At 70.5% G+C, this 19,985-nt stretch carries 16 protein-coding genes, 1 pseudogene and 1 riboswitch; of the genes and pseudogenes, 10 read left to right on the top strand and 7 right to left on the bottom strand.

Going from position 1 to position 19,985, the window contains the following annotated elements; genetic code table 11:
• Positions 1–119: 119 nt before the first annotated feature.
• The gene (locus OG905_RS11085) at positions 120–1,166 is read left to right on the top strand and encodes a CobW family GTP-binding protein (RefSeq protein WP_328667567.1); all 1,047 of its coding nucleotides are present in this window, start codon (positions 120–122) and stop codon (positions 1,164–1,166) included.
• On the opposite strand, the gene OG905_RS11080 is transcribed toward OG905_RS11085, so the two are convergent.
• Positions 1,163–3,613, bottom strand: coding sequence for a DNA gyrase/topoisomerase IV subunit A (locus tag OG905_RS11080; protein WP_328667566.1), 2,451 nt, complete (start codon positions 3,611–3,613; stop codon positions 1,163–1,165). The two genes, OG905_RS11085 and OG905_RS11080, sit on opposite strands and share 4 nt — an antisense overlap.
• Positions 3,614–3,964: 351 nt before the next feature.
• Between OG905_RS11080 and OG905_RS11075 the strand changes: the two genes are divergently transcribed.
• From OG905_RS11075 to OG905_RS11060, 4 genes are all read left to right on the top strand, one after another.
• Positions 3,965–5,308: a M16 family metallopeptidase gene (locus OG905_RS11075; RefSeq protein ID WP_328667565.1), complete on the top strand. Its 1,344-nt coding sequence runs from the start codon at positions 3,965–3,967 to the stop codon at positions 5,306–5,308.
• A complete protein-coding gene (locus OG905_RS11070) occupies positions 5,305–6,693 on the top strand; it encodes a M16 family metallopeptidase (protein ID WP_328667564.1) in 1,389 nt (462 codons plus the stop codon). The genes OG905_RS11075 and OG905_RS11070 overlap by 4 nt, the downstream gene beginning before the upstream one ends.
• A 230-nt stretch (positions 6,694–6,923) precedes the next feature.
• Positions 6,924–7,087: riboswitch (cyclic di-AMP (ydaO/yuaA leader) on the top strand.
• 13 nt (positions 7,088–7,100) lie between these two features.
• Positions 7,101–7,871, top strand: a complete 771-nt coding sequence (locus tag OG905_RS11065; RefSeq protein ID WP_328667563.1) for a M23 family metallopeptidase — start codon at positions 7,101–7,103, stop codon at positions 7,869–7,871.
• Between the two features lie 189 nt (positions 7,872–8,060).
• Entirely contained in the window at positions 8,061–8,738 is a 678-nt protein-coding gene (locus OG905_RS11060; protein ID WP_328667562.1) for a GntR family transcriptional regulator, read from the top strand.
• A gap of 209 nt (positions 8,739–8,947) precedes the next feature.
• Here OG905_RS11060 and OG905_RS11055 read toward each other — a convergent pair whose 3' ends face one another.
• A complete protein-coding gene (locus OG905_RS11055; protein WP_324988183.1) occupies positions 8,948–9,229 on the bottom strand; it encodes an HPr family phosphocarrier protein in 282 nt (93 codons plus the stop codon).
• Between the two features lie 106 nt (positions 9,230–9,335).
• On the opposite strand from OG905_RS11055, the gene OG905_RS11050 reads away from it, so the two are divergent.
• The 5 genes and pseudogenes from OG905_RS11050 to OG905_RS11030 all read left to right on the top strand — a co-directional run.
• A complete protein-coding gene (locus tag OG905_RS11050) occupies positions 9,336–12,227 on the top strand; it encodes a bifunctional acetate--CoA ligase family protein/GNAT family N-acetyltransferase (protein ID WP_328667561.1) in 2,892 nt (963 codons plus the stop codon).
• A gap of 37 nt (positions 12,228–12,264) precedes the next feature.
• Complete coding sequence (locus OG905_RS11045; RefSeq protein ID WP_328667560.1) at positions 12,265–12,849, top strand: DUF5998 family protein; 585 nt, start codon at positions 12,265–12,267, stop codon at positions 12,847–12,849.
• A complete protein-coding gene (locus OG905_RS11040; RefSeq protein WP_328667559.1) occupies positions 12,849–14,054 on the top strand; it encodes an alkaline phosphatase family protein in 1,206 nt (401 codons plus the stop codon). The genes OG905_RS11045 and OG905_RS11040 overlap by 1 nt, the downstream gene beginning before the upstream one ends.
• Positions 14,055–14,098: 44 nt before the next feature.
• On the top strand, positions 14,099–14,749 hold the full coding sequence (locus OG905_RS11035) for a thymidine kinase (RefSeq protein ID WP_328667558.1): 651 nt from the start codon (positions 14,099–14,101) through the stop codon (positions 14,747–14,749).
• 102 nt (positions 14,750–14,851) lie between these two features.
• Positions 14,852–14,994: pseudogene (locus OG905_RS11030) on the top strand (IS5 family transposase); the annotation flags it as partial.
• 28 nt (positions 14,995–15,022) lie between these two features.
• Here the strand turns inward: OG905_RS11030 and OG905_RS11025 are convergent.
• The 5 genes from OG905_RS11025 to OG905_RS11005 form a co-directional block, all read right to left on the bottom strand.
• Complete coding sequence (locus tag OG905_RS11025; RefSeq protein ID WP_328667557.1) at positions 15,023–16,321, bottom strand: amidohydrolase; 1,299 nt, start codon at positions 16,319–16,321, stop codon at positions 15,023–15,025.
• Between the two features lie 20 nt (positions 16,322–16,341).
• The gene (locus tag OG905_RS11020) at positions 16,342–16,950 is read right to left on the bottom strand and encodes a response regulator transcription factor (RefSeq protein ID WP_328667556.1); all 609 of its coding nucleotides are present in this window, start codon (positions 16,948–16,950) and stop codon (positions 16,342–16,344) included.
• Positions 16,947–18,101 carry a sensor histidine kinase gene (locus OG905_RS11015; RefSeq protein ID WP_328667555.1) on the bottom strand — a complete coding sequence of 385 codons (1,155 nt, stop codon included), beginning with the start codon at positions 18,099–18,101 and terminating at the stop codon, positions 16,947–16,949. Before OG905_RS11015 ends, OG905_RS11020 begins: the two co-directional genes overlap by 4 nt.
• Positions 18,102–18,205: 104 nt before the next feature.
• Positions 18,206–19,021 carry an ABC transporter permease gene (locus tag OG905_RS11010; protein WP_328667554.1) on the bottom strand — a complete coding sequence of 272 codons (816 nt, stop codon included), beginning with the start codon at positions 19,019–19,021 and terminating at the stop codon, positions 18,206–18,208.
• Positions 19,018–19,938 (bottom strand): ABC transporter ATP-binding protein, encoded by a 921-nt coding sequence (locus OG905_RS11005; protein ID WP_328667553.1) that lies wholly within the window; start codon positions 19,936–19,938, stop codon positions 19,018–19,020. The genes OG905_RS11010 and OG905_RS11005 overlap by 4 nt, the downstream gene beginning before the upstream one ends.
• Between the last annotated feature and the right edge of the window lie 47 nt (positions 19,939–19,985).

Genomic DNA, 19,985 nt, shown 5'->3' with positions numbered 1-19,985 from the left:
ACGTGTGGCCCGGTACCGATGGCGGTGCCGGGCCGGGACTTACCCCCGCGCCACCACCATGACGCCGCGGGGATGCCCGCTCCGGACGCGGTGCGCCACCGGAGCTACTATCGGCGGTCATGGTCAGCAAACCCGTACCCGTCCTCGTTCTCGCGGGCTTTCTGGGATCCGGCAAGACCACCCTGCTCAACCATCTGCTGCGCCACAACGGCGGCAACCGCATCGGCGTGATCGTCAATGACTTCGGTTCCATCGAGATCGACGCCATGACAGTCGCCGGCCAGGTCGGCTCCACCGTCTCGCTCGGCAACGGCTGTCTGTGCTGCGCCGTCGACGCGAGCGAGCTGGACGACTATCTGGAGCTGCTCACCCGGCCCGCCGCCCGTATCGACATCATCGTCATCGAGGCGAGCGGGCTCGCCGAGCCGCAGGAACTCGTCCGGATGCTGCTGGCCAGCGACAATCCGCGGATTGTGTACGGGGGACTGGTCGAGGTCGTCGACGCAGCCGAGTTCGACGCGACGCGCTCGCGGCACCCGGAGATCGACCGGCATCTCGCGATCGCCGATCTGGTCGTGCTGAACAAGACGGACGGGGTCGGGGAGACGAGTCTCGACCGGGTACTCGGGACGCTTGGTGAGCTCAGTGGTGCTGCGCCTGTCATCCCCGCGGTGTTCGGCCGGGTCGACCACGAGGTGCTCTTCGACCCGGCTGCCAGGCCCGAGCGCGAGAAGGTACGCCAGCTCTCCTTCGAGGACCTCTACGACCACGAGGACGATCATGATCACGCGGGGCATCTGCACGCCGCGTACGACAGCGTGGGCTTCACCGCGCAGGAACCCATGAACCCGCGCCGGCTGATGGACTTCCTCGACTCCCGGCCCGAAGGGCTGTACAGGATCAAGGGCTTCGTCGACTTCGGTACGGCCGACCCGCGTAATCGGTATGCCGTCCACGCGGTCGGCCGGTTTCTGCGCTTCTACCCCGAGCCCTGGCCACGCGGGGCGGAACGTCTCACCCAGTTGGTGCTCATCGGCTCCGGCGTCGACGCGGACAAGCTGCGCGAAGGGCTGGACGAGTGCCGGACGGCAGGACCGCAGGACGCCCCCGATGAGCACAGCATGTGGGGCGTCCTGCGGTTCGTCCAGGCAGACGACGGGCGCTAGCTCGCCGGGCCCGCCAGCACCGCCACCGCCGAGGTCAGCGGAGTGCCCGAGCCGTCACGGCGCGGATCCGGCTCCGGGAGCTCGGCCGGTGAGCCGTTCTTCTGCGCTGCCCGGGCCGGGGTCGCGCCCGCCCACGCCAGTACGAGCACGTCCTCGCCCTTGAGGAAGCGCTGGCAGCGCACCCCGCCCGTGGCCCGCCCCTTGCGGGGGTACTGGTCGAACGGCGTGAGCTTCGACGTCAGCACCGAGTCGTCCAGCGTGCCGTGCGAGCCCGCGACCGTGAACACCACCGCGTCCCCGGCCGGGTCCACCGCCGTGAACGAGATCACCTCGGCGCCCTCCGCCAGTTTGATTCCGGCCATGCCGCCCGCTGCCCGGCCCTGCGGCCGGACCTGCCCCGCCTGATAGCGCAACAGCTGCGCGTCTGACGTGATGAAGACCAGGTCCTCCTCGCCCGTACGCAGCTCGGCGCCGCCGACGATCCGGTCACCGTCCTTGAGGGTGATGACCTCCAACTCGTCCTTGTTGGCCGGGTAGTCGGGCACGACGCGCTTGACGACGCCCTGCAGGGTGCCCAGCGCCAGGCCCGGCGAGGACTCGTCGAGTGTGGTGAGGCAGACGATCTGCTCGTCCGCTTCCAGTGACAGGAACTCCGCGACCGGCGCGCCGCCCGAGAGATTGGGCGCGGACGCCGTGTCCGGCAGCTGTGGCAGATCGATCACCGCAAGCCGCAGCAGACGCCCGGTCGAGGTCACCGCCCCCACATCGCCGCGCGCGGTCGCCGGGACGGCCGAGACGATCACGTCGTGCTTGGTGCGCTTGCCGCCGTCGTCGGCAAGCGGCTCGCCGGTGGCCGTACGCGCCAGCAGTCCCGTCGAGGACAGCAGCACCCGGCACGGGTCGTCCGCGACCTCCAGTGCCACCGCGGCGACGGGGGTGCCCGCCGACTCCAGCAGCACGGTCCGCCGCTCGGTGCCGAACTTCTTGGCCACCGCGGCCAGTTCGGACGAGACCAGCTTGCGCAGCTCGTTGTCCGACTCCAGGATGCCGGTCAGCTCGTCGATCTCGCCGTTCAGCCGGTCGCGCTCGCTCTCCAGCTCGATCTTGTCGAACTTGGTCAGCCGGCGCAGCGGGGTGTCCAGGATGTACTGCGTCTGGATCTCGCTGAGCGAGAAGTGCTCGATCAGCCGCTGCTTCGCCTGCGCGGAGTTGTCGCTGGAGCGGATGAGGCGGATGACCTCGTCGATGTCGAGCAGGGCGACCAGCAGGCCCTCGACCAGATGCAGCCGGTCGCGCCGCTTGGTCCGCCGGAACTCGCTGCGGCGGCGTACGACATCGAAGCGGTGGTCGAGATAGACCTCGAGCAGCTCCTTGAGCCCCAGAGTGAGCGGCTGGCCGTCCACCAGCGCCACATTGTTGATGCCGAACGACTCCTCCATCGGCGTCAGCTTGTAGAGCTGCTCGAGGACGGCCTCGGGCACGAAGCCGTTCTTGACCTCGATGACCAGGCGCAGTCCGTGCGAGCGGTCGGTGAGGTCCTTGACGTCCGCGATGCCCTGGAGCTTCTTCGACGAGACCAGGTCCTTGATCTTCGCGATGACCTTCTCGGGGCCGACCGTGAAGGGCAATTCGGTGACGACCAGGCCCTTGCGGCGGGCAGTGACGTCCTCCACGGAGGCCGTCGCGCGGATCTTGAAAGTGCCGCGGCCCGACTCGTACGCGTCCTTGATGCCGCTCAGGCCCACGATCCGGCCACCGGTCGGCAGGTCGGGGCCGGGGACGAAACGCATCAGGGTCTCGAGGTCGGCGCCGGGGTGCCTGATCAGGTGGCGGGCGGCGGCGATGACCTCGCCCAGATTGTGCGGCGGCATGTTCGTCGCCATGCCGACCGCGATCCCGGACGCGCCGTTGACCAGCAGATTCGGGTAGGCGGCGGGGAGCACGACGGGCTCGCGCTCCTGGCCGTCGTAGTTCGACTCGAAGGCGACGGTGTCCTCGTCGATCGACTCGGTCATGAGGCTGGTGGCGTCGGCCATCCGGCACTCGGTGTACCGCATGGCGGCGGGCGGGTCGTCATTGCCGAGCGAGCCGAAGTTGCCGTGCCCGTCGACGAGCGGCAGGCGCATGGAGAACGGCTGCGCCATCCGCACGAGGGCGTCGTAGATCGACGCGTCGCCGTGCGGATGGAGCTTGCCCATGACCTCGCCCACGACGCGGGCGCACTTCACATAGCCACGGTCGGGGCGCAGGCCCATTTCGTTCATCTGGTACACGATCCGGCGGTGCACCGGCTTCATACCGTCACGTGCGTCCGGCAGGGCACGGGAGTAGATCACCGAGTAGGCGTACTCGAGGAAGGAGCCCTGCATTTCGTCCACGACGTCGATGTCGAGGATCTTCTCCTCGAAATCGTCCGGAGGCGGGGTCTTCGTGCTGCGGCGGGCCATCGCGGCTGCTGCTCCTTCACGTACCAGGTCTGGAACTGACGCCGACCATTGTGGACCGTCCCACTGACAACGCCGACCGCGACCCGGGAACTTCGCCAGGTGTGAGTGCGCTTGCATAGAGGGGGAGGTCTGGGATCGGGTGGGAAAAGGTGGGGGTACCTCCCGTGCCCGGAGGGCTACGGGGGAGGGCCGAGGCCCGAGTCTGGCAAGGCGGAGGAGTGAGACATGGCGATCGACGACAACGCGGCCAGGCGATAGGCATCGGCCCGCGACGCCGCCCGGGCCCAGACCTCCCCCTCTAAAGTGGCAGGGCTGACAAAGACAAGCAGTATCGCGATCGAAGGGACGTACATGCCCATGGGTCACACGGCCACAGCGCAGGCCGGTTCCGGCGGCCTGACAGCGACAGAGCACCGGCTGGCCAACGGCCTGCGCGTGGTGCTCTCCGAGGACCATCTGACCCCGGTCGCCGCGGTCTGCCTCTGGTACGACGTCGGCTCGCGCCACGAGGTCAAGGGCCGTACCGGCCTGGCTCACCTCTTCGAGCACCTGATGTTCCAGGGGTCGGGGCAGGTCAAGGGCAATGGTCACTTCGAGCTGGTGCAGGGGGCCGGCGGCTCGCTGAACGGCACGACGAGTTTCGAGCGCACCAACTACTTCGAGACCATGCCCACCCACCAGCTGGAGCTGGCGCTCTGGCTGGAGGCGGACCGGATGGGCTCGCTGCTCGTCGCGCTCGACGACGAGTCGATGGAGAACCAGCGCGACGTCGTCAAGAACGAGCGCCGCCAGCGCTACGACAACGTCCCGTACGGCACGGCGTTCGAGCGGCTGACTGCTCTCGCCTACCCCGAGGGCCACCCGTACCACCACACGCCGATCGGCTCGATGGCCGACCTGGACGCGGCGACCCTCGAGGACGCCCGCGCCTTCTTCCGTACGTACTACGCGCCGAACAACGCCGTGCTGTCGGTCGTCGGCGACATCGACCCGGTGGAAACGCTCGCCTGGATCGAGAAGTACTTCGGCTCCATCCCCTCCCACGACGGCAAGCAGCCGCCGCGCGACGGCTCGCTGCCCGAGGTCATCGGCGAGCAGCTGCGCGAGGAGATCCGTGAGGAGGTCCCGGCGCGGGCGCTGATGGCCGCGTACCGGCTGCCGCACGACGGCACGCGCGAGTCCGACGCCGCCGATCTCGCGCTCACCGTTCTCGGCGGCGGCGAGTCCTCCCGGCTGCACAACCGTCTGGTGCGACGCGACCAGACGGCTGTCGCCGCCGGGTTCGGTCTGCTGCGCCTCGCCGGCGCTCCCTCGCTCGGCTGGCTGGACGTCAAGACGTCCGGCGGCGTCGAGGTCCCGGAGATCGAGTCCGCGGTCGACGAGGAGCTGGCGCGGTTCGCCGCCGACGGCCCCACGCCCGAGGAAATGGAGCGCGCGCAGGCCCAGTTGGAGCGCGAGTGGCTGGACCGGCTCGGCACGGTCGCGGGCCGCGCCGACGAACTGTGCCGGTACGCCGTGCTGTTCGGCGACCCGCAGCTGGCGCTGACCGCCGTGCAGCGGGTGCTCGACGTCACCGCCGAGGAGGTGCAGGCGGTCGCCAAGGCGCGGCTGCGCCCCGACAACAGGGCGGTGCTGGTGTACGAACCCGTCTCGGCGCCCGAGGGAAGCAACGACGAGGAAGAGGCGGACCAGTGAGCGACGCTGCCGTGACGATGACGTACCACCAGCAGCCCACGGCGGGCGTCGCCCGGCCCTGGGCGTTTCCCGCCCCCGAGCGCGGCACGCTGGACAACGGCCTGACCGTGCTGCGCTGCCACCGCCCCGGCCAGCAGGTGGTGGCCGTCGAGCTCTCCCTCGACGCCCCGCTGGACGCCGAGCCCGAGGGCATCGACGGCGTCGCCACGATCATGGCGCGCGCCCTGTCGGAGGGCACCGACAAGCACTCCGCCGAGGAGTTCGCCGCCGAGCTGGAGCGCTGCGGCGCCACCCTTGACGCGCATGCCGACCACCCCGGCGTCCGGGTCTCCCTGGAAGTCCCGGTCTCCCGGCTGCCCAAGGCGCTCGGCCTGCTCGCCGAGGCGCTGCGCGCGCCCGCCTTCGCCGACAGCGAGGTGGAGCGGCTGGTACGCAACCGCCTCGACGAGATCCCGCACGAGACGGCCAACCCGGCCCGCCGCGCGGCCAAGGAGCTCTCCAAGGAGCTCTTCCCGGCCGCCACCCGTATGTCGCGCCCCCGCCAGGGCACCGAGGAGACGGTGGCCCGGATTGACTCCGCGGCCGTGCGTGCCTTCTACGAGGCGCATGTCCGGCCCGCCACAGCCACCGCGGTGATCGTCGGCGACCTCACCGGGGTCGACCTGGACGCCGTGCTCGCCGAGACCTTGGGCACCTGGACGGGCGACAGCGCCAAGCCCCGTTCCGTACCGCCGATCACCGCGGACGACACCGGCCGCGTGGTCATCGTGGACCGCCCGGGCGCCGTGCAGACCCAGCTGCTGATCGGCCGGATCGGCGCGGACCGGCACGACCGCGTCTGGCCCGCGCAGGTGCTCGGCACGTACTGCCTCGGCGGCACCCTCACCTCGCGTCTGGACCGCGTGCTGCGCGAGGAGAAGGGCTACACCTACGGCGTACGGGCCTTCGGCCAGGTGCTGCGGTCCGCCCCGGACGGCTCGGGCGCCGCGATGCTGGCGATCAGCGGCTCGGTGGACACCCCCAACACCGGACCGGCGCTGGACGACCTGTGGAAGGTGCTGCGGACGCTCGCCGCCGAGGGGCTCACCGACGCGGAGCGTGACGTCGCGGTGCAGAACCTGGTGGGTGTCGCGCCGCTGAAGTTCGAGACGGCCGCGTCCGTGGCGGGCACGCTCGCCGACCAGGTCGAGCAGTTCCTCCCGGACGACTACCAGGCGCAGTTGTACGTGCGGCTGGCCGAGACCGGCACCGTGGAGGCGACGGCGGCGGCCGTCAGCGCCTTCCCGGTGGACCGTCTGGTCACGGTGCTCGTCGGCGACGCCTCGCAGATCGAGGAGCCGGTCAGGGCGCTGGGCATCGGCGAAGTGACCGTGGTCACCGGCTGATCGCCTCTCGCACCCTCTGGACAACTCCGGCTGAACCCGGCACAACAGGCAAGCGGAACCCCGGCATCCAAGCGGTGCCGGGGTTCCGTGCTATGCCCGGTTTATTGCGGAGACTGCCTGTCTGCCCTGTGGCATGCACTACAAAAGGGCCTGTCTGTTTGGTGATTGAAAGTCGGCCCGCCTAGCGTCGGTCCGGCTGTTCGCCAGTAGCCCGCCGCATCCGCGGCATCGGACAGCCATCGCCGAGTCCCCGTCGGGCGCGAGCCTGGGGAGCCGGGGACCCACTCAGTCCCTGGGGTGAATCGGACGCCTTCGTATCCGTACGGAGGGGCCCGTAGGAGACCTTCCTGCTCCGAACCCGTCAGCTAACCCGGTAGGCGAGAAGGAAGGAAAGGACCAGCCACTTCATGGCGTTCACCCGTGCCACCGGGAAGCACCGTGCCCCGAGCCGCCTGACGCGCAGGAGCGCGAGCATGGCGGGCGCAGCGGCCCTTGCCACCACCGGCGTCATCGGAACCCTCGCTTCCCCGGCGCTCGCCGCCACCCCGGGCATGACCCCCGTCGAGGACACCGGCCTGACCCCGGTCGTCACCGCCGACATCCTCGCGGATCAGATCGCCGACCAGGCCGCCGCCCAGAAGCAGGAGGCCGCCGAGGCCATCGCCAAGGCGAAGGCGGCGGAGGAGGCCAAGCGCAAGGCCGAGGCACGCGTCAAGGCCGCCCGCGAGGCCAAGGAGCGCGCCGCCCGCGAGGCCGAGCGCAAGCGACTCAACGCCTTCGTCGCGCCGATCAGCGGCTCGTACGTCTCCACGGGCTACAAGACCGGCGGCGCCGTCTGGTCCTCCGGCAGCCACACCGGCATCGACTTCCACGCCGCCTCCGGCACCACCGTGCACGCGGTCGGTTCCGGCACCGTCGTCGAGGCCGGCTGGGGCGGCGCGTACGGCAACAACGTTGTGATCAAGATGAAGGACGGCTCGTACACGCAGTACGGCCACCTCTCCTCGATCACGGTCTCGGTGGGCCAGAGCGTCACCCCGGGCCGGCAGATAGGCCTCTCCGGCGCGACCGGCAACACCACCGGGCCGCACCTGCACTTCGAGGCGCGGACCAGCCCTGAGTACGGCTCCGACATCGACCCGGTCGCGTACCTGCGCGCGCACGGCGTCACCGTCTGAGAACAGCGCCCGAGCGCCTGCGCGCGAGAAGGCCCCGGCTTCCTGCCGGGGCCTTCGGCGTTCGGAGCCCTGGCCAAAAGATATCCATGGATTCCCGAGTGCCATCGGAAAATCCGGCCCACTGCAATAGAGTCACCGAACAGACGTCAATCGGCTGCGTTTCGCGCGGATTAAAGCGGAGGTTCGGTCATGCGCATTCCCGCGCACTCGGTATGCACGGCGATCCGCGACGACATCGTCTCCGGTGTATTCGAGCGCGGCAGCCGGCTCACCGAGGAGCAGCTGGCGCGCCGCTACGGCGTCTCCCGGGTCCCGGTGCGCGAGGCCCTGCGCACCCTGGAGTCCGAGGGCTTCGTCACCACCCGCCGGCACGCGGGTGCCTGTGTCGCCGAGCCCACCGAGCAGGAGGCGGCCGACCTGCTGGAGGTCCGGATGCTGCTGGAGCCCCTCGGCGCGGCCCGCGCGGCGCAGCGGCGTACGGAAGCGCACCTCAAGGTCCTGCGCGGCCTGGTCAGGCTGGGGCAGGAGCGCGCACGCCGTGGCCAGGGCGAGGACCTGCGCTCGCTGGGCGGCTGGTTCCACGAGACCCTCGCCCAGGCCTCCGGCAGCCCGGGACTGATCGCCCTGCTCACCCAGCTGCGGCACAAGATCGCCTGGATGTACGCCGTCGAACAGCCGGCCAAGCCCGTGGACTCCTGGGCGGAGCACGGCGCGATCGTTGACGCGGTGGCGCGCGGCGATGTGGACAGGGCCCGCACGCTGACGGCCGTGCATGCGGAGCGGGCCGCATCGGCGCACCGGCTGCGCCGTCCCGAGCGGGTGAGGACTTCGCAACATGCCGTAAACACCACGAGCGTCCGCCATTAACAGGCGCGCCGTATACAAAGGGAAGGATATTTGCGGGGCTTCTTTTCTGCTGCCCGAATTCATGAAGCCGGGCGCGGAAATGAACGTCGGGCCGGAATGCAAACAGCCGCGGTCTCCTCAATTCGGGAGACCGCGGCTGTGTGTCGCCGGGCGTATTCTGCTCAGCCGCTCAGCCGCTCAGCCGCTCAGCCGCTCAGCCGCTCAGCCGCTCAGACCGTCTCGGGAAGCTCCTCGAGCCCCTCGGCGACCAGCTTGGCCAGCCGGTCCAGGGCCGCCTCGGCACCGTCCGCCTCGGAAGCGAGCACGATCTCCTCGCCGCCCTGCGCGCCCAGGCCGAGCACAGCGAGCATGGAGGCGGCGTTGACCGGGTTGCCGTCGGCTTTGGCGATCGTCACGGGGACGCCGGCAGCCGTGGCGGCACGGACGAAGATGGAAGCGGGGCGGGCGTGAAGGCCCTCGGCCCAGCCGACATTGACGCGGCGCTCAGCCATGGTGTTGCCCTTCAAGTCTCAACGGTTGTCTAGACCAGTCTCTCATGTGTCGCGGCGTGCTCTCGTACCGACCCGCGACCGGTGGGTGAGCCGTACGCTTTCACACATGCAGACCCAGCCGGATCACGCCTACCCCGATCACTGGGAGGCGGACGTGGTGCTGCGTGACGGCGGTACCGCGCGCATCAGGCCCATCACCACCGAGGACGCCGGGCGTCTGGTCAGCTTCTACGAACAGGTCTCCGACGAGTCGAAGTACTACCGGTTCTTCGCGCCGTACCCGCGGCTCTCCGCCAAGGACGTCCATCGCTTCACCCATCACGACTATGTGGACCGGGTGGGTCTGGCGGTCACGGTCGGCGGCGAGTTCATCGCCACCGTCCGCTACGACCGCATCAACGCGGAGGGCCGCCCCGCGCGTGCCCCCGCCGACGAGGCGGAGGTCGCCTTCCTCGTACAGGACGCGCACCAGGGGCGCGGTGTCGCCTCCACCCTCCTGGAGCACATCGCGGCGGTCGCCCGTGAGCGGGGCATCCGGCGCTTCGCCGCCGAGGTGCTGCCCGCCAACAACAAGATGATCAAGGTGTTCCGGGACGCCGGGTACACACAGAAGCGCAGCTTCGAGGACGGCTCCGTCCATCTGACCCTCGACCTCGAACCGACCGCCGAGTCCCTCGCCGTCCAGCGCGGCCGCGAGCAGCGGGCCGAGGCGCGCTCCGTGCAGCGCCTGCTCGCGCCCGGGTCGGTCGCCGTCGTCGGTGCCGGCCGCGCGCCGGGCGGCGTGGGGCGCACCGTGCTGCGCAACCTCCTGGAGGCCGGGTACACAGGCCGTACGTACGCCGTGAACCGCGCCCTGTCCGAGGATCAGCGGGAGATCGACGGCGTTCCGGCCTTCCGGTCCGTGGGCGAGATCGGCGAGCCGGTCGACCTGGCGGTCGTCGCGGTCCCCGCCGAGCGGGTGCCGGAAGCGGTCGCCGACTGCGGCGAGCACGGCGTCCAGGGTCTTGTCGTCCTCACCGCCGGATACGCCGAGAGCGGCGCGGAGGGACGTGAGCGGCAATTCGAACTGGTGCGGCAGGCCCGCTCGTACGGCATGCGCATCATCGGCCCGAACTCCTTCGGCATCATCAGCACCGCGGAAGCCGTCCGGCTCAACGCCTCGCTCGCGCCGGAGTCCCCGGCCCCCGGGCGCATCGGCCTGTTCACCCAGTCGGGCGCGATCGGTATCGCCCTGCTGGCGGGCCTCCACCGGCGCGGCGCGGGGCTCTCCTCCTTCATCTCGTCGGGCAACCGCGCGGATGTGTCGGGCAACGACTTTCTGCAGTACTGGTACGAGGACCCGGACACCGATGTCGTCCTGCTGTACCTCGAATCGATCGGCAACCCCCGCAAGTTCACCCGGCTCGCACGGCGTACGGCGGCGGTGAAACCGGTGGTCGTGGTCAAGGGCGCCCGCCACAGCGGCAGCGAGCCGCCGGGGCACGCGGTGCCGGTGACCCGGATCCCGGACGCCACGGTCGGCGCGCTGCTGCGCCAGGCGGGCGTGATCCGCGTCGACACCGTCACCGAACTCGTCGACGTGGGCCTGCTGCTGGCCGGCCAGCCGTTGCCCGCAGGGCCGCGCGTGGCGATCCTCGGCAATTCCGAGTCCCTCGGGCTCCTCACGTACGACGCCTGCCTGACCGAGGGGCTGCGCCCGCAGCCACCGCTCGACCTGACGACGGCGGCGACGCCCGCGGATTTCCGCGCGGCTCTGGCCGACGCGCTGAAGGACGACGCGTGCGACGCGGTGGTGGTGACGGCGATCCCGTGGGTCGGCGAGAACGGCGTCACCGAGTCGGGTGACGGCGAGGTCCTGGCCGCGGCCCTGCGCGAGGCCTCGGACGCGTCCCCGGCGAAGCCGGTGGCGGTGGTCCATGTGGAGATCGGCGGCCTGGCGGAGGCCCTGGCGGCGGCGTCGAGCACGCGTACGACGGAAGCGCCCGCCACCACGACCGCTTCCGCCTCGCCCGCCACCACTCCCGCCCGTTCCGCCACCGCAAGCCCGCGACCCCCGGCGCCGACCGCGCCACCCGTATCCGCGGCCGACCGCTATGGGGCCCCCGCCCCCGCGGCCGCCCCGCACGACTACCGCATCCCCGCCTACCCCGCCGCCGAGCGTGCCGTCCGTGCCCTCTCCGAGGCCGTGAAATACGCCCAGTGGCGCCGCAACGCCGCCGACCCCGGCAAGGTCCCCGAATACGAGGACATCGACGAGCCCGGTGCCGCCCGCCGGATCGAGGCGCTCCTCGGCGGGCACGAACACCCTCGCGCTCTCACGCTCGCCCCGGACGACGCCCGCGCGCTGCTGGGCCGCTACGGCATCGACGTCCGGCCCACCCTCCCGGCGCCGGGACCGGATGCCGCGGTTCACGCCGCCGGGCAGCTCGGCTATCCGGTGGCCCTCAAGACCACCGCCCCGCACCTGCGCCACCGCGCCGACCTCGGCGGCGTACGGCTCGATCTGGCCACTGAGGACCAACTGCGCCAGGCGTACCGGGAGTTGACCGAGACTTTCGGCAAGCCGGAAGAGCTGCAGCCCGTCGTCCAGGCGATGGCACCCCGTGGGGTGGACACCGTCGTCCGTGCCGCCATCGACCCCGCCGTCGGCGCCGTCCTCTCCTTCGGGCTGGCCGGTGCGGCCTCCGAGCTGCTCGGCGACACCGCGCACCGGCTCGTTCCCGCCACCGACCGTGACGCGGCCGAGTTGATCAGGGCCATCCGGACCGCGCCCCTCCTCTTCGGCTGGCGCGGCTCCGCGCCCGTTGACACCCCCGCTCTGGAAGAGCTGCTGCTCCGGGTGTCACGACTGGTCGACGACCATCCGGAAGTGGTCGGTATCAGCCTCGAACCGGTCGTTGTCGCTCAGCGAGGCCTCTCCGTGCTCGACGCCTCCGTACGCCTCGCGCCACCCCCCGCCCGCACTGACCTGGGCCCCCGCCGACTCCCCAGCTACTGAGCGCTCACCGGCCCAGCGGGCCCGTAGGATGGAGCGCATGGCGAAGACCGGTACGACGACCCAGGGGCTGCGCGCGGCGATCGAGCGCAGCGGCTATTACCCGGCCCTCGTGGCCGAGGCGGTGGAGGCCGCTGTCGGTGGCGAGCAGATCGCGTCGTACCTGGTGCACCAGGAGACGACGTTCGACGCCAATGAGGTGCGTCGCCATGTCACCGTCCTCGTCCTGACGGCCAACCGCTTCATCGTCAGCCACACCGACGAGCAGGCCGCCGACTCCAGCTCCCCGACGCCGTACGCCACGACCTCGACCGAATCGGTCAAGCTCGGCCGGATCTCGTCGGTCGTCGTCAGCCGTGTCGTCGCCAACCCGGAGTCGTACACCCCCGGCACTCTGCCCCGCGAGGTCGTCCTCACCATCGGCTGGGGCGCCGTCTCCCGGATCGATCTGGAGCCCGCCGCCTGCGGCGATCCCAACTGCGACGCCGATCACGGCTACACCGGCAACTCCACCGCCGACGACCTGAGCCTGCGCGTCAGCGAGGCCGGCGACGGCCCGGACGCGGTCCGCCAGACGCTGGCCTTCGCCCAGGCGCTCTCCGAAGCCACGGCAGCCACGCGCTGATGCCCCACTCCACGGCCCAGTCCGCGATCTGGCCCGACGACCCGGTGCGGCTGGCCGTCGACACCGCACCCGTCCCCGAGTACGGCACCGGCTCGCTCGCCGATCTGCTGCCGACGCTCGCGGCGGGCCAGGGCGTACCGGGACTCGTCCACAGCATTCCCGAGCTCACCCCCGCCGACCGGAACTGCGTCTTCCTGATCGACGGACTCGGCTGGGAGCAGATCAAGAACCATCCCGACGAGGCCCCCTACCTCACCTCGCTGCTCGGCACCTCGCGCGGTGGCACGGGACGGCCCATCACCGTCGGCTTCCCCGCCACCACCGCCACCTCGCTGGCCTCCATCGGCACGGGTCTGCCGCCCGGAGCCCACGGCCTGCCCGGCTACACCGCGCGCAATCCGGACACCGGCGAGCTGATGAACCAGCTGCGCTGGAAGCCATGGACACAGCCGCGCGTGTGGCAGCCGTACCCCACCGTCTTCCAGCTCGCCGACGAGGCGGGGGTCCACACCGCACAGGTGTCCTCGCCGACCTTCGAGCACACCCCGCTGACCAAGATCGCACTCAGCGGCGGCAGTTTCCTCGGCCGGCTCACCGGCGAGGAGCGCATGGACCTCGCGGCCGAGCAACTGGCCATGGGGGACCGCTCGTTGGTCTACACGTACTACAGCGAAGTCGACGGCAAGGGCCATCGCTTCGGTGTCGACTCCGACGCCTGGCGCGGCCAGCTGATGTACGTCGACCGCCTGGTGCAGCGCCTCGCCGAGCAACTGCCGCCCCGCACGGCGCTGTATGTCACCGCCGACCACGGCATGATCGACATCCCCTTCGACGAGCAGTCGCGCATCGACTTCGACGAGGACTGGGAGCTGCGCGCCGGGGTCGCCCTGCTGGGCGGCGAGGGCCGGGCCCGCCATGTCTACGCAGTCCCCGGCGCCGAGTCCGATGTGCTCGCCGTCTGGCGCGAGGTGCTCGGCGAGCAGTTCTGGGTGGCGAGCCGGGACGAGGCGATCGCGGCCGGCTGGTTCGGCGCCAAGGTCGACGAGCGGGTGTACGGGCGGATCGGCGACGTCGTCGCGGCGGCCCACGACGATGTGGTGATCACCGCATCCGTCAACGAGCCGCACGAGTCGGCGATGGTCGGGATGCACGGCTCCATGACCCCCGTCGAGCAGCTCGTACCGCTCTTCGAAGTACGCTCCTGACCGTCTCTCTCCCCCGCACAGACCCGAAAGGTCCTCAACTCCCCATGCCCGAGCTGGTGTTCTTCTCCGGAACGATGGACTGCGGAAAGAGCACTTTGGCGCTCCAGATCGGACACAATCGTTCGGCTCGCGGGCTCCAGGGTGTGATCTTCACCCGGGATGACCGGGCGGGGGAGGGGAAGCTGTCCTCCCGGCTGGGCCTGGTCACGGAGGCGGTCGAGGCCACCGAGGGCATGGACCTGTACGCGTACCTCGTGGACCAGTTGTCCAAGGGCGGCAAGGCGGACTATGTGATCGTCGACGAGGCGCAGTTCCTCGCGCCGGTCCAGATCGACCAGCTGGCGCGGGTCGTCGACGACCTCGGGCTCGATGTCTTCGCCTTCGGTATCACCACCGACTTCCGCACCAAACTCTTCCCTGGCTCGAGGCGGCTGATCGAGCTGGCCGACCGGATCGAGGCCCTCCAGGTGGAAGCCCTCTGCTGGTGCGGCGCCCGCGCCACCCACAACGCCCGTACGGTGGGCGGGGAGATGGTGGTGGAAGGCGCCCAGGTCGTGGTCGGGGACGTGAACCGCCCGGCCGAGGAGATCGGCTACGAGGTCCTCTGCCGCCGCCACCACCGCAAGCGGATGACCAGTGCTTCGGCCCACGCCGGCGCGCTGTCCCCCGACGTCCTCCCGGTCAACCACGCCTGACCGTCCGCCTCTGGGCCGTGCCCGTCCCGAGGTCGTTGCTGAGAAGGTACAGCTCTCTGGCGTGATCCGAACCGGCGGGAACGGCGCCGCTGTCAAAGCGACTTGTCTGATGCCTGGTGGGGTCGAAACCGGTCCTTGGTGCCTGGCGGTCCGAGCGCTGCGGCCGCGGGCTGGACATCGGCCGGCCGCCTGACCACGACCTGCGCAGCCTGCTGGACGCGACCCTCTACGTGAACCGCACCGGTAGGTGCGCGCCGCCACCGCCGGGGACGGCTATTCCACCCGCGCGTGCGCCAGTACCGCGGCGACCGCTGCGCTGATGCCGTGGCGCAATGTGGTCTCGGCGGCCGGAGCGAAGTCCGCGGCGTGGTTGGCCGGCAAGGACTGCATCTTCTCCTTCGGTGTACCGCCGGGAGCTGCGCGCCAGTCGGCGGCGCTCACGCAGCCGAGGAACCAGTACACGGTCGGAACGGCAGCGGTGGATCCGTGCGCGAAGAACGGAAAGTCCTCCCCGGCCAGCATCGGCGGCGTGGACAGTACACGCCGCGGGCCCAGCAGTGCGGTGTGGGCGGCGTGTACCCGGGCAGCTGCGGCCGGTTCGTTGATGTTGACGGGCGACTTGGGGCCGACCGTGATGTCCGGGTCGCGGGGACAGTCCGCTGCCGCGCATTCGGCCCGTACGATCCGCTCGACCGCAGCGACCGCCCGCTCCAGCCGGCCGTCGGAGTAGCAGCGGATGCTGATGCCCAGTTCGGCGTGGTCGGGTATGACATTGGGCACGGTCCCGGCGCGCAGGGTGCCCACGGTGACGACCAGGGGTTCGAAGGGGTTGTTCTCCCTGGAGACCACCGACTGCAGGCGCTGCACGGTCGCCGCTGCGGTCAGCACCGGATCGACGGTCAGGTGGGGCGCGGCACCATGGCCGCCCCGGCCGTGGATGACCACATCCACCACAGTGGTCGCCGCAGTCAGCGCACCGGGTCCATGGGCAACGACTCCGCAGGGCAGGGGCGCGACGTGCTGTGCCAGCATCACGTCCGGGACGCCGAACCGTTCGAACAGCCCGTCGTCGAGCATCGCGCGGGCACCCGTCAGTGTCTCCTCGGCGGGCTGCCCGATCAACAGGAGCGTCCCGGACCAGGTGTCGCGCGCACGGGCCAGCAGGGATGCCGCGCCGGCCGCGCTCGCGAGGTGGGCATCGTGACCGCACGCGTGCGCCACGGGTACGGACCGCCCGTCGGCCGTCGTCGCGGTCCGGGTGCTCGCGTACGGAAGTCCGGTGGACTCGGCGATCGGTAGGGCGTCCATATCCGCGCGCAGCGCCACCAGCGGGCCTTCGCCGTTGCGCAGGACCCCCACCACGCCGTGGCCGCCGACGCCTTCCGTCACCTCGCATCCGGCTTCCTTCAGCCATGCGGCGAAGCGCGCGGCGGTCTGCTCCTCCTGCCCCGACAGTTCGGGAGCGGCGTGCAGCTCCCGGTAGAGCTCAAGTACCTGCGGCAGTACGCCGTCGAGACCTGCCACCGCTGACCGGATCGCCTCCCGGAGCGGGGCCGTGATGGTGCTGTTCATGTGTTCCCCCGTCGCGGCTGTCACAGCCAGCCGGCTTCCCTGGCCGCCCGGTGGGCGGCAACCCGGTTGTCCACGTCGAGTTTGTTCATGATCGAGGACATGTAGTTCCGCACGGTGCCCTCGGCCAGGCACAGCCGTCCCGCGATCTCGCTGAGCCTGAGCCCTTCGCCGGAGAGAGCGAGCACCTCGCGCTCACGCGCGCTGAGCGGACTGCCGCCGAGGGCCAGGGCGTCCGTGGCGATCTCCGGGTCGATGAACCGGCCGCCTGCGTGGACCTGGCGTACGACGTCGGCCAGCTTCGCGGCCGGGGTGTCCTTGGTGATGAAGCCGCGTACTCCCAGGCGCATGCTGCGTTGCAGGTACCCGGGGCGGCCGTGACTGGTGAGGATGACGATTCCGCAGTCGGGGGCTTCGGCCCGGACGGCCTCGGCCGCCTCCAGTCCGTTCATCACCGGCATGTCGAGGTCGAGGATCACCACGTCGGCCCCGGCCTCGCGGACTGCAGCGACGGCTTGGGCGCCGTCGGCCGCGACCGCGACCACGTTCATGTCCTCGGGCGCGGAGAGGATGATGGACAGCGAGTCGCGGATCAGCTGCTCGTTGTCCGCCACGACGATGCGGATCGTCACCTGCGGGTCACCTCGGCTCCAGGATCGTGTCGCAGGCTCTCGCCCAGCGGTGCGTGCGCGAGCAGCGTGAACGTACCGTTGTGGACACCCGCGGTCAGCTCGCCGCTGATGTTGGCGAGACGTTCCCGCAGACCGTGCAGTCCGCTGCCGCCCGTGCGACCGTCAGGTCCGGGGGCGATGGGGTTGTCGTTCGAGATCTCGATCATGAGTCGTCCATCGTTCACCCTCAACTTGATCCGGCACTCCGTGGCCCTGCTGTGCCGCAGGATGTTCGTGACGCCTTCGCGGACGATCCAGCCCGCCACGTCCTGCACATGCTGCGGGATGTCCAGGGGCACTTCGTCCGTGCGGCAGCCGATGCCCGCCGAGGAGAGGACGGAGCGCACACCGTCGAGTTCCGCCGCGATGGACTGCTGGCGGTACCCGCGGACCAGGGTGCGCAGATCGGACGCCGACTCGCGTGAGATGCCGAGCGCGTCCCGGATCTCCCCCGCCGCCTTGTCCGGGTCGTTCCCGATGAGCAGGAGGGCCACCTCCATCTTCATGCCGATCACGGACAGGCCGTGCCCCAGCACATCGTGCAGGTCGCGTGAGAAGCGCAGCCGCTCTTCCACGACCGCCAGCCGGGCAAGCTCGGCCCGGTTGTCGTGCATTTCCCGGGCGAACGGCGGCAGCACCCCCAGCGTGCCGAGTACCACGACGGTGACGGCGCTCTTGACCAGCATGTCCACCAGTACGTCGGCGGGCACGGCGAGCATGAACCCCGCCCCCGCGGTGCCGGCGAGGATCAGCGGCACGACCCAGCCCCATCGCCGGGGGGTGAGGCTGACCACAGCCGCTCCGGCGGCCAGACAGGGCAGCGCTCCCCAGGCCGGGCCGAGGGCCAGCAGCATGGCGAACGAGACACTGGCACACACCGCGAGGTCCGCCTGGTGCCGGTTGCGCCCCCTGCCGCGGGCCACGGCGTCCCACACCGCACGGGCGTAGCCGAACCCGAAAACCAGTGAGCCCAGTACGGCGGCGACGACCTGGCCGGGGGGCGGCCGGTAACTCAGCCACAGGACCATTGCCTCAAGGAGGAAGACCGTCGCCGTCAAGAGGATCAGCCAGGCGACGGCGCGGGCGACCGTGGCGGGCGTACGCCCGTGCATCTGCCACCACCTCATCGTTCTCCATGTGCTGCCGGGCGACTTTATCCGAGCGCGATCAACCGCAGGCCACCCGGCCGGCCTTACCCGGGCCGGCCGGACGGGGCTCAGGCGGACCGGCGGGGATCCCACCGGAAGAACCTCTTGCCCATCGAGAACGACAGGCCCATCCACGCGCAGAGCAGGCCGATGGGAGCGGCGCAGGCCTGGAACGACGCGACGAAGCCAACGGTGGCCAGGTGGTCCGATGCCGCCGGATCGCCGGCGAAGTCCCGGCCCAGATATGCGGTCCTGACGATCTCCACGACCGGGCTGGAGGGCAGGTACGGTGCGATGTGCTGCGCCCAGCCGGGAAGGCTCGAAATCGGCATGGCGATGCCGGAGGTCATCATCATGAGCAGGATGACCGGGGTGACGATCCAAGTGGACACTTCCCCGCTGGGCAACAGCCCCGAGAGACCGATGGCCAGCAAGGAGAAGGCCAGCGCGCCGAGCACGATGCCGACGAGCAGCAGCAGGGGATTGCGGGGCATGGGTGCGTCGATCGCGACCGCCCCGGCCACGATCAGGATGGCGACCTGGATCATGCTGGTGACACTGCCGCTGGCCGCTTCGCCGGCCAGGATGGCCGTGTCCGGCAGCGGGGTGCCGCGCAGCCGCTTGTAGACCAGGCGGTCGCGGCGGGACGCGGCCGAGTTGATGACGTTGTAGACGATCCACAGCAGGACGAAGCCGATGAAGCCGGGAAGCAGGTACACCCCCGAGTCGAAGCCCGCGATCTCTCCCTCGCCGTGCCGGCTGACGGTGTACGCCAGGCTCAGGCCGAGCGGGAGCAGGGCGCCGGTGAGGGCGAAGCCCAGGTCGCGCCAGTAGACGCGCTGGGAGAGGAGGAACTGCGAGTAGGTGAAGCGGAACCAGCTCATGCCTGGACCTTTCCGGAAGCAGCGACATCGAGAAATACGTCTTCCAAGGAGGCCGTGCGCACCTCGATGCCTTGCAGCGCTGCGCCGTTGTCCTCGGCCCAGCGCAACAAGTGCAGCAGGACGGGCTGTGGATCGGCGGTGACAAGACTGATCCGGCCGTCGGCCTCCCGGATCTCGGCGCCCGGAATGGGCGGCAGGGTCTGTGCGCTGACGCCTTGAGAGGCGGACAGCGAGATCCGGGCGCTGGACTCCTGGGCCACGATGTCCGAGACCGGGCCGTGCCGGACGATGCGGCCGTGGTCCATGATGGCGACGCGGTCGGCCAGGAACTCGGCTTCCTCCATGTAGTGCGTCGTCAGCAGCATCGTCATGCCGTGGTCGACCATGTCCTTGAGGAAGTGCCAGGTCTGTCGCCGGGATTCGGGGTCGAGCCCTGTGGTGGGTTCGTCGAGGAAGAGGAGCTTGGGCCGTCCCAGCACGGCGAGCGTGAGGTCGAGCCTGCGCTTCTCGCCGCCGGAGAGCCGCCCGACGCGGGTCTTCGCCTTGGGCTCCAGGCCCACGATGCTCAGCGCTTCGTCGGTGCCGACGGCGTTCGGGGTGAAGCGGCGCCAGGCGCGGATGGTCTCCAGGACGGTGAGGTCGCCGAAGAAGCCCGCCTCTTGGAGCATGATGCCGATGTCGGACGCTATCCGGGCCCGCTCGGTCCGGGGGTTCACTCCGAACACCGACACCGATCCGCCGGTGGGCTTGAGATAGCCCTCCAGCACGTCGAGCGTGGTCGTCTTGCCGGCGCCGTTGGTTCCGAGCAGGGCCACTACCTCACCGGGGAACACCTGGAACGAGATGCCGTCGACGGCAGTCGTCCCGCCGTAGTCGAGCCGCAGGTCACTGACATCGATGATGGGGTGTGCGCTCATGGGAAGACCTTAGGAATCACGCCGTGCGGCCTGCCAGGGCGCAGCCG

The organism is Streptomyces sp. NBC_00322 (assembly GCF_036147535.1).
GTDB lineage: Bacteria > Actinomycetota > Actinomycetes > Streptomycetales > Streptomycetaceae > Streptomyces.
Note: the sequence above shows the minus strand (reverse complement) of the source record. Positions and strands in the feature narration are given on the sequence as shown.

Excerpts from the sequence above, each read along its gene's own strand:
- OG905_RS11085 (WP_328667567.1), top strand. The coding sequence starts at position 120 with ATGGTCAGCAAACCCGTACCCGTCCTCGTTCTCGCGGGCTTTCTGGGA.
- OG905_RS11080 (WP_328667566.1), bottom strand. The coding sequence starts at position 3,613 with ATGGCCCGCCGCAGCACGAAGACCCCGCCTCCGGACGATTTCGAGGAG.
- OG905_RS11075 (WP_328667565.1), top strand. The coding sequence starts at position 3,965 with ATGCCCATGGGTCACACGGCCACAGCGCAGGCCGGTTCCGGCGGCCTG.
- OG905_RS11065 (WP_328667563.1), top strand. The coding sequence starts at position 7,101 with ATGGCGTTCACCCGTGCCACCGGGAAGCACCGTGCCCCGAGCCGCCTG.
- OG905_RS11060 (WP_328667562.1), top strand. The coding sequence starts at position 8,061 with ATGCGCATTCCCGCGCACTCGGTATGCACGGCGATCCGCGACGACATC.
- OG905_RS11055 (WP_324988183.1), bottom strand. The coding sequence starts at position 9,229 with ATGGCTGAGCGCCGCGTCAATGTCGGCTGGGCCGAGGGCCTTCACGCC.
- OG905_RS11050 (WP_328667561.1), top strand. The coding sequence starts at position 9,336 with ATGCAGACCCAGCCGGATCACGCCTACCCCGATCACTGGGAGGCGGAC.
- OG905_RS11045 (WP_328667560.1), top strand. The coding sequence starts at position 12,265 with ATGGCGAAGACCGGTACGACGACCCAGGGGCTGCGCGCGGCGATCGAG.
- OG905_RS11040 (WP_328667559.1), top strand. The coding sequence starts at position 12,849 with ATGCCCCACTCCACGGCCCAGTCCGCGATCTGGCCCGACGACCCGGTG.
- OG905_RS11035 (WP_328667558.1), top strand. The coding sequence starts at position 14,099 with ATGCCCGAGCTGGTGTTCTTCTCCGGAACGATGGACTGCGGAAAGAGC.
- OG905_RS11025 (WP_328667557.1), bottom strand. The coding sequence starts at position 16,321 with ATGAACAGCACCATCACGGCCCCGCTCCGGGAGGCGATCCGGTCAGCG.
- OG905_RS11015 (WP_328667555.1), bottom strand. The coding sequence starts at position 18,101 with ATGCACGGGCGTACGCCCGCCACGGTCGCCCGCGCCGTCGCCTGGCTG.
- OG905_RS11010 (WP_328667554.1), bottom strand. The coding sequence starts at position 19,021 with ATGAGCTGGTTCCGCTTCACCTACTCGCAGTTCCTCCTCTCCCAGCGC.
- OG905_RS11005 (WP_328667553.1), bottom strand. The coding sequence starts at position 19,938 with ATGAGCGCACACCCCATCATCGATGTCAGTGACCTGCGGCTCGACTAC.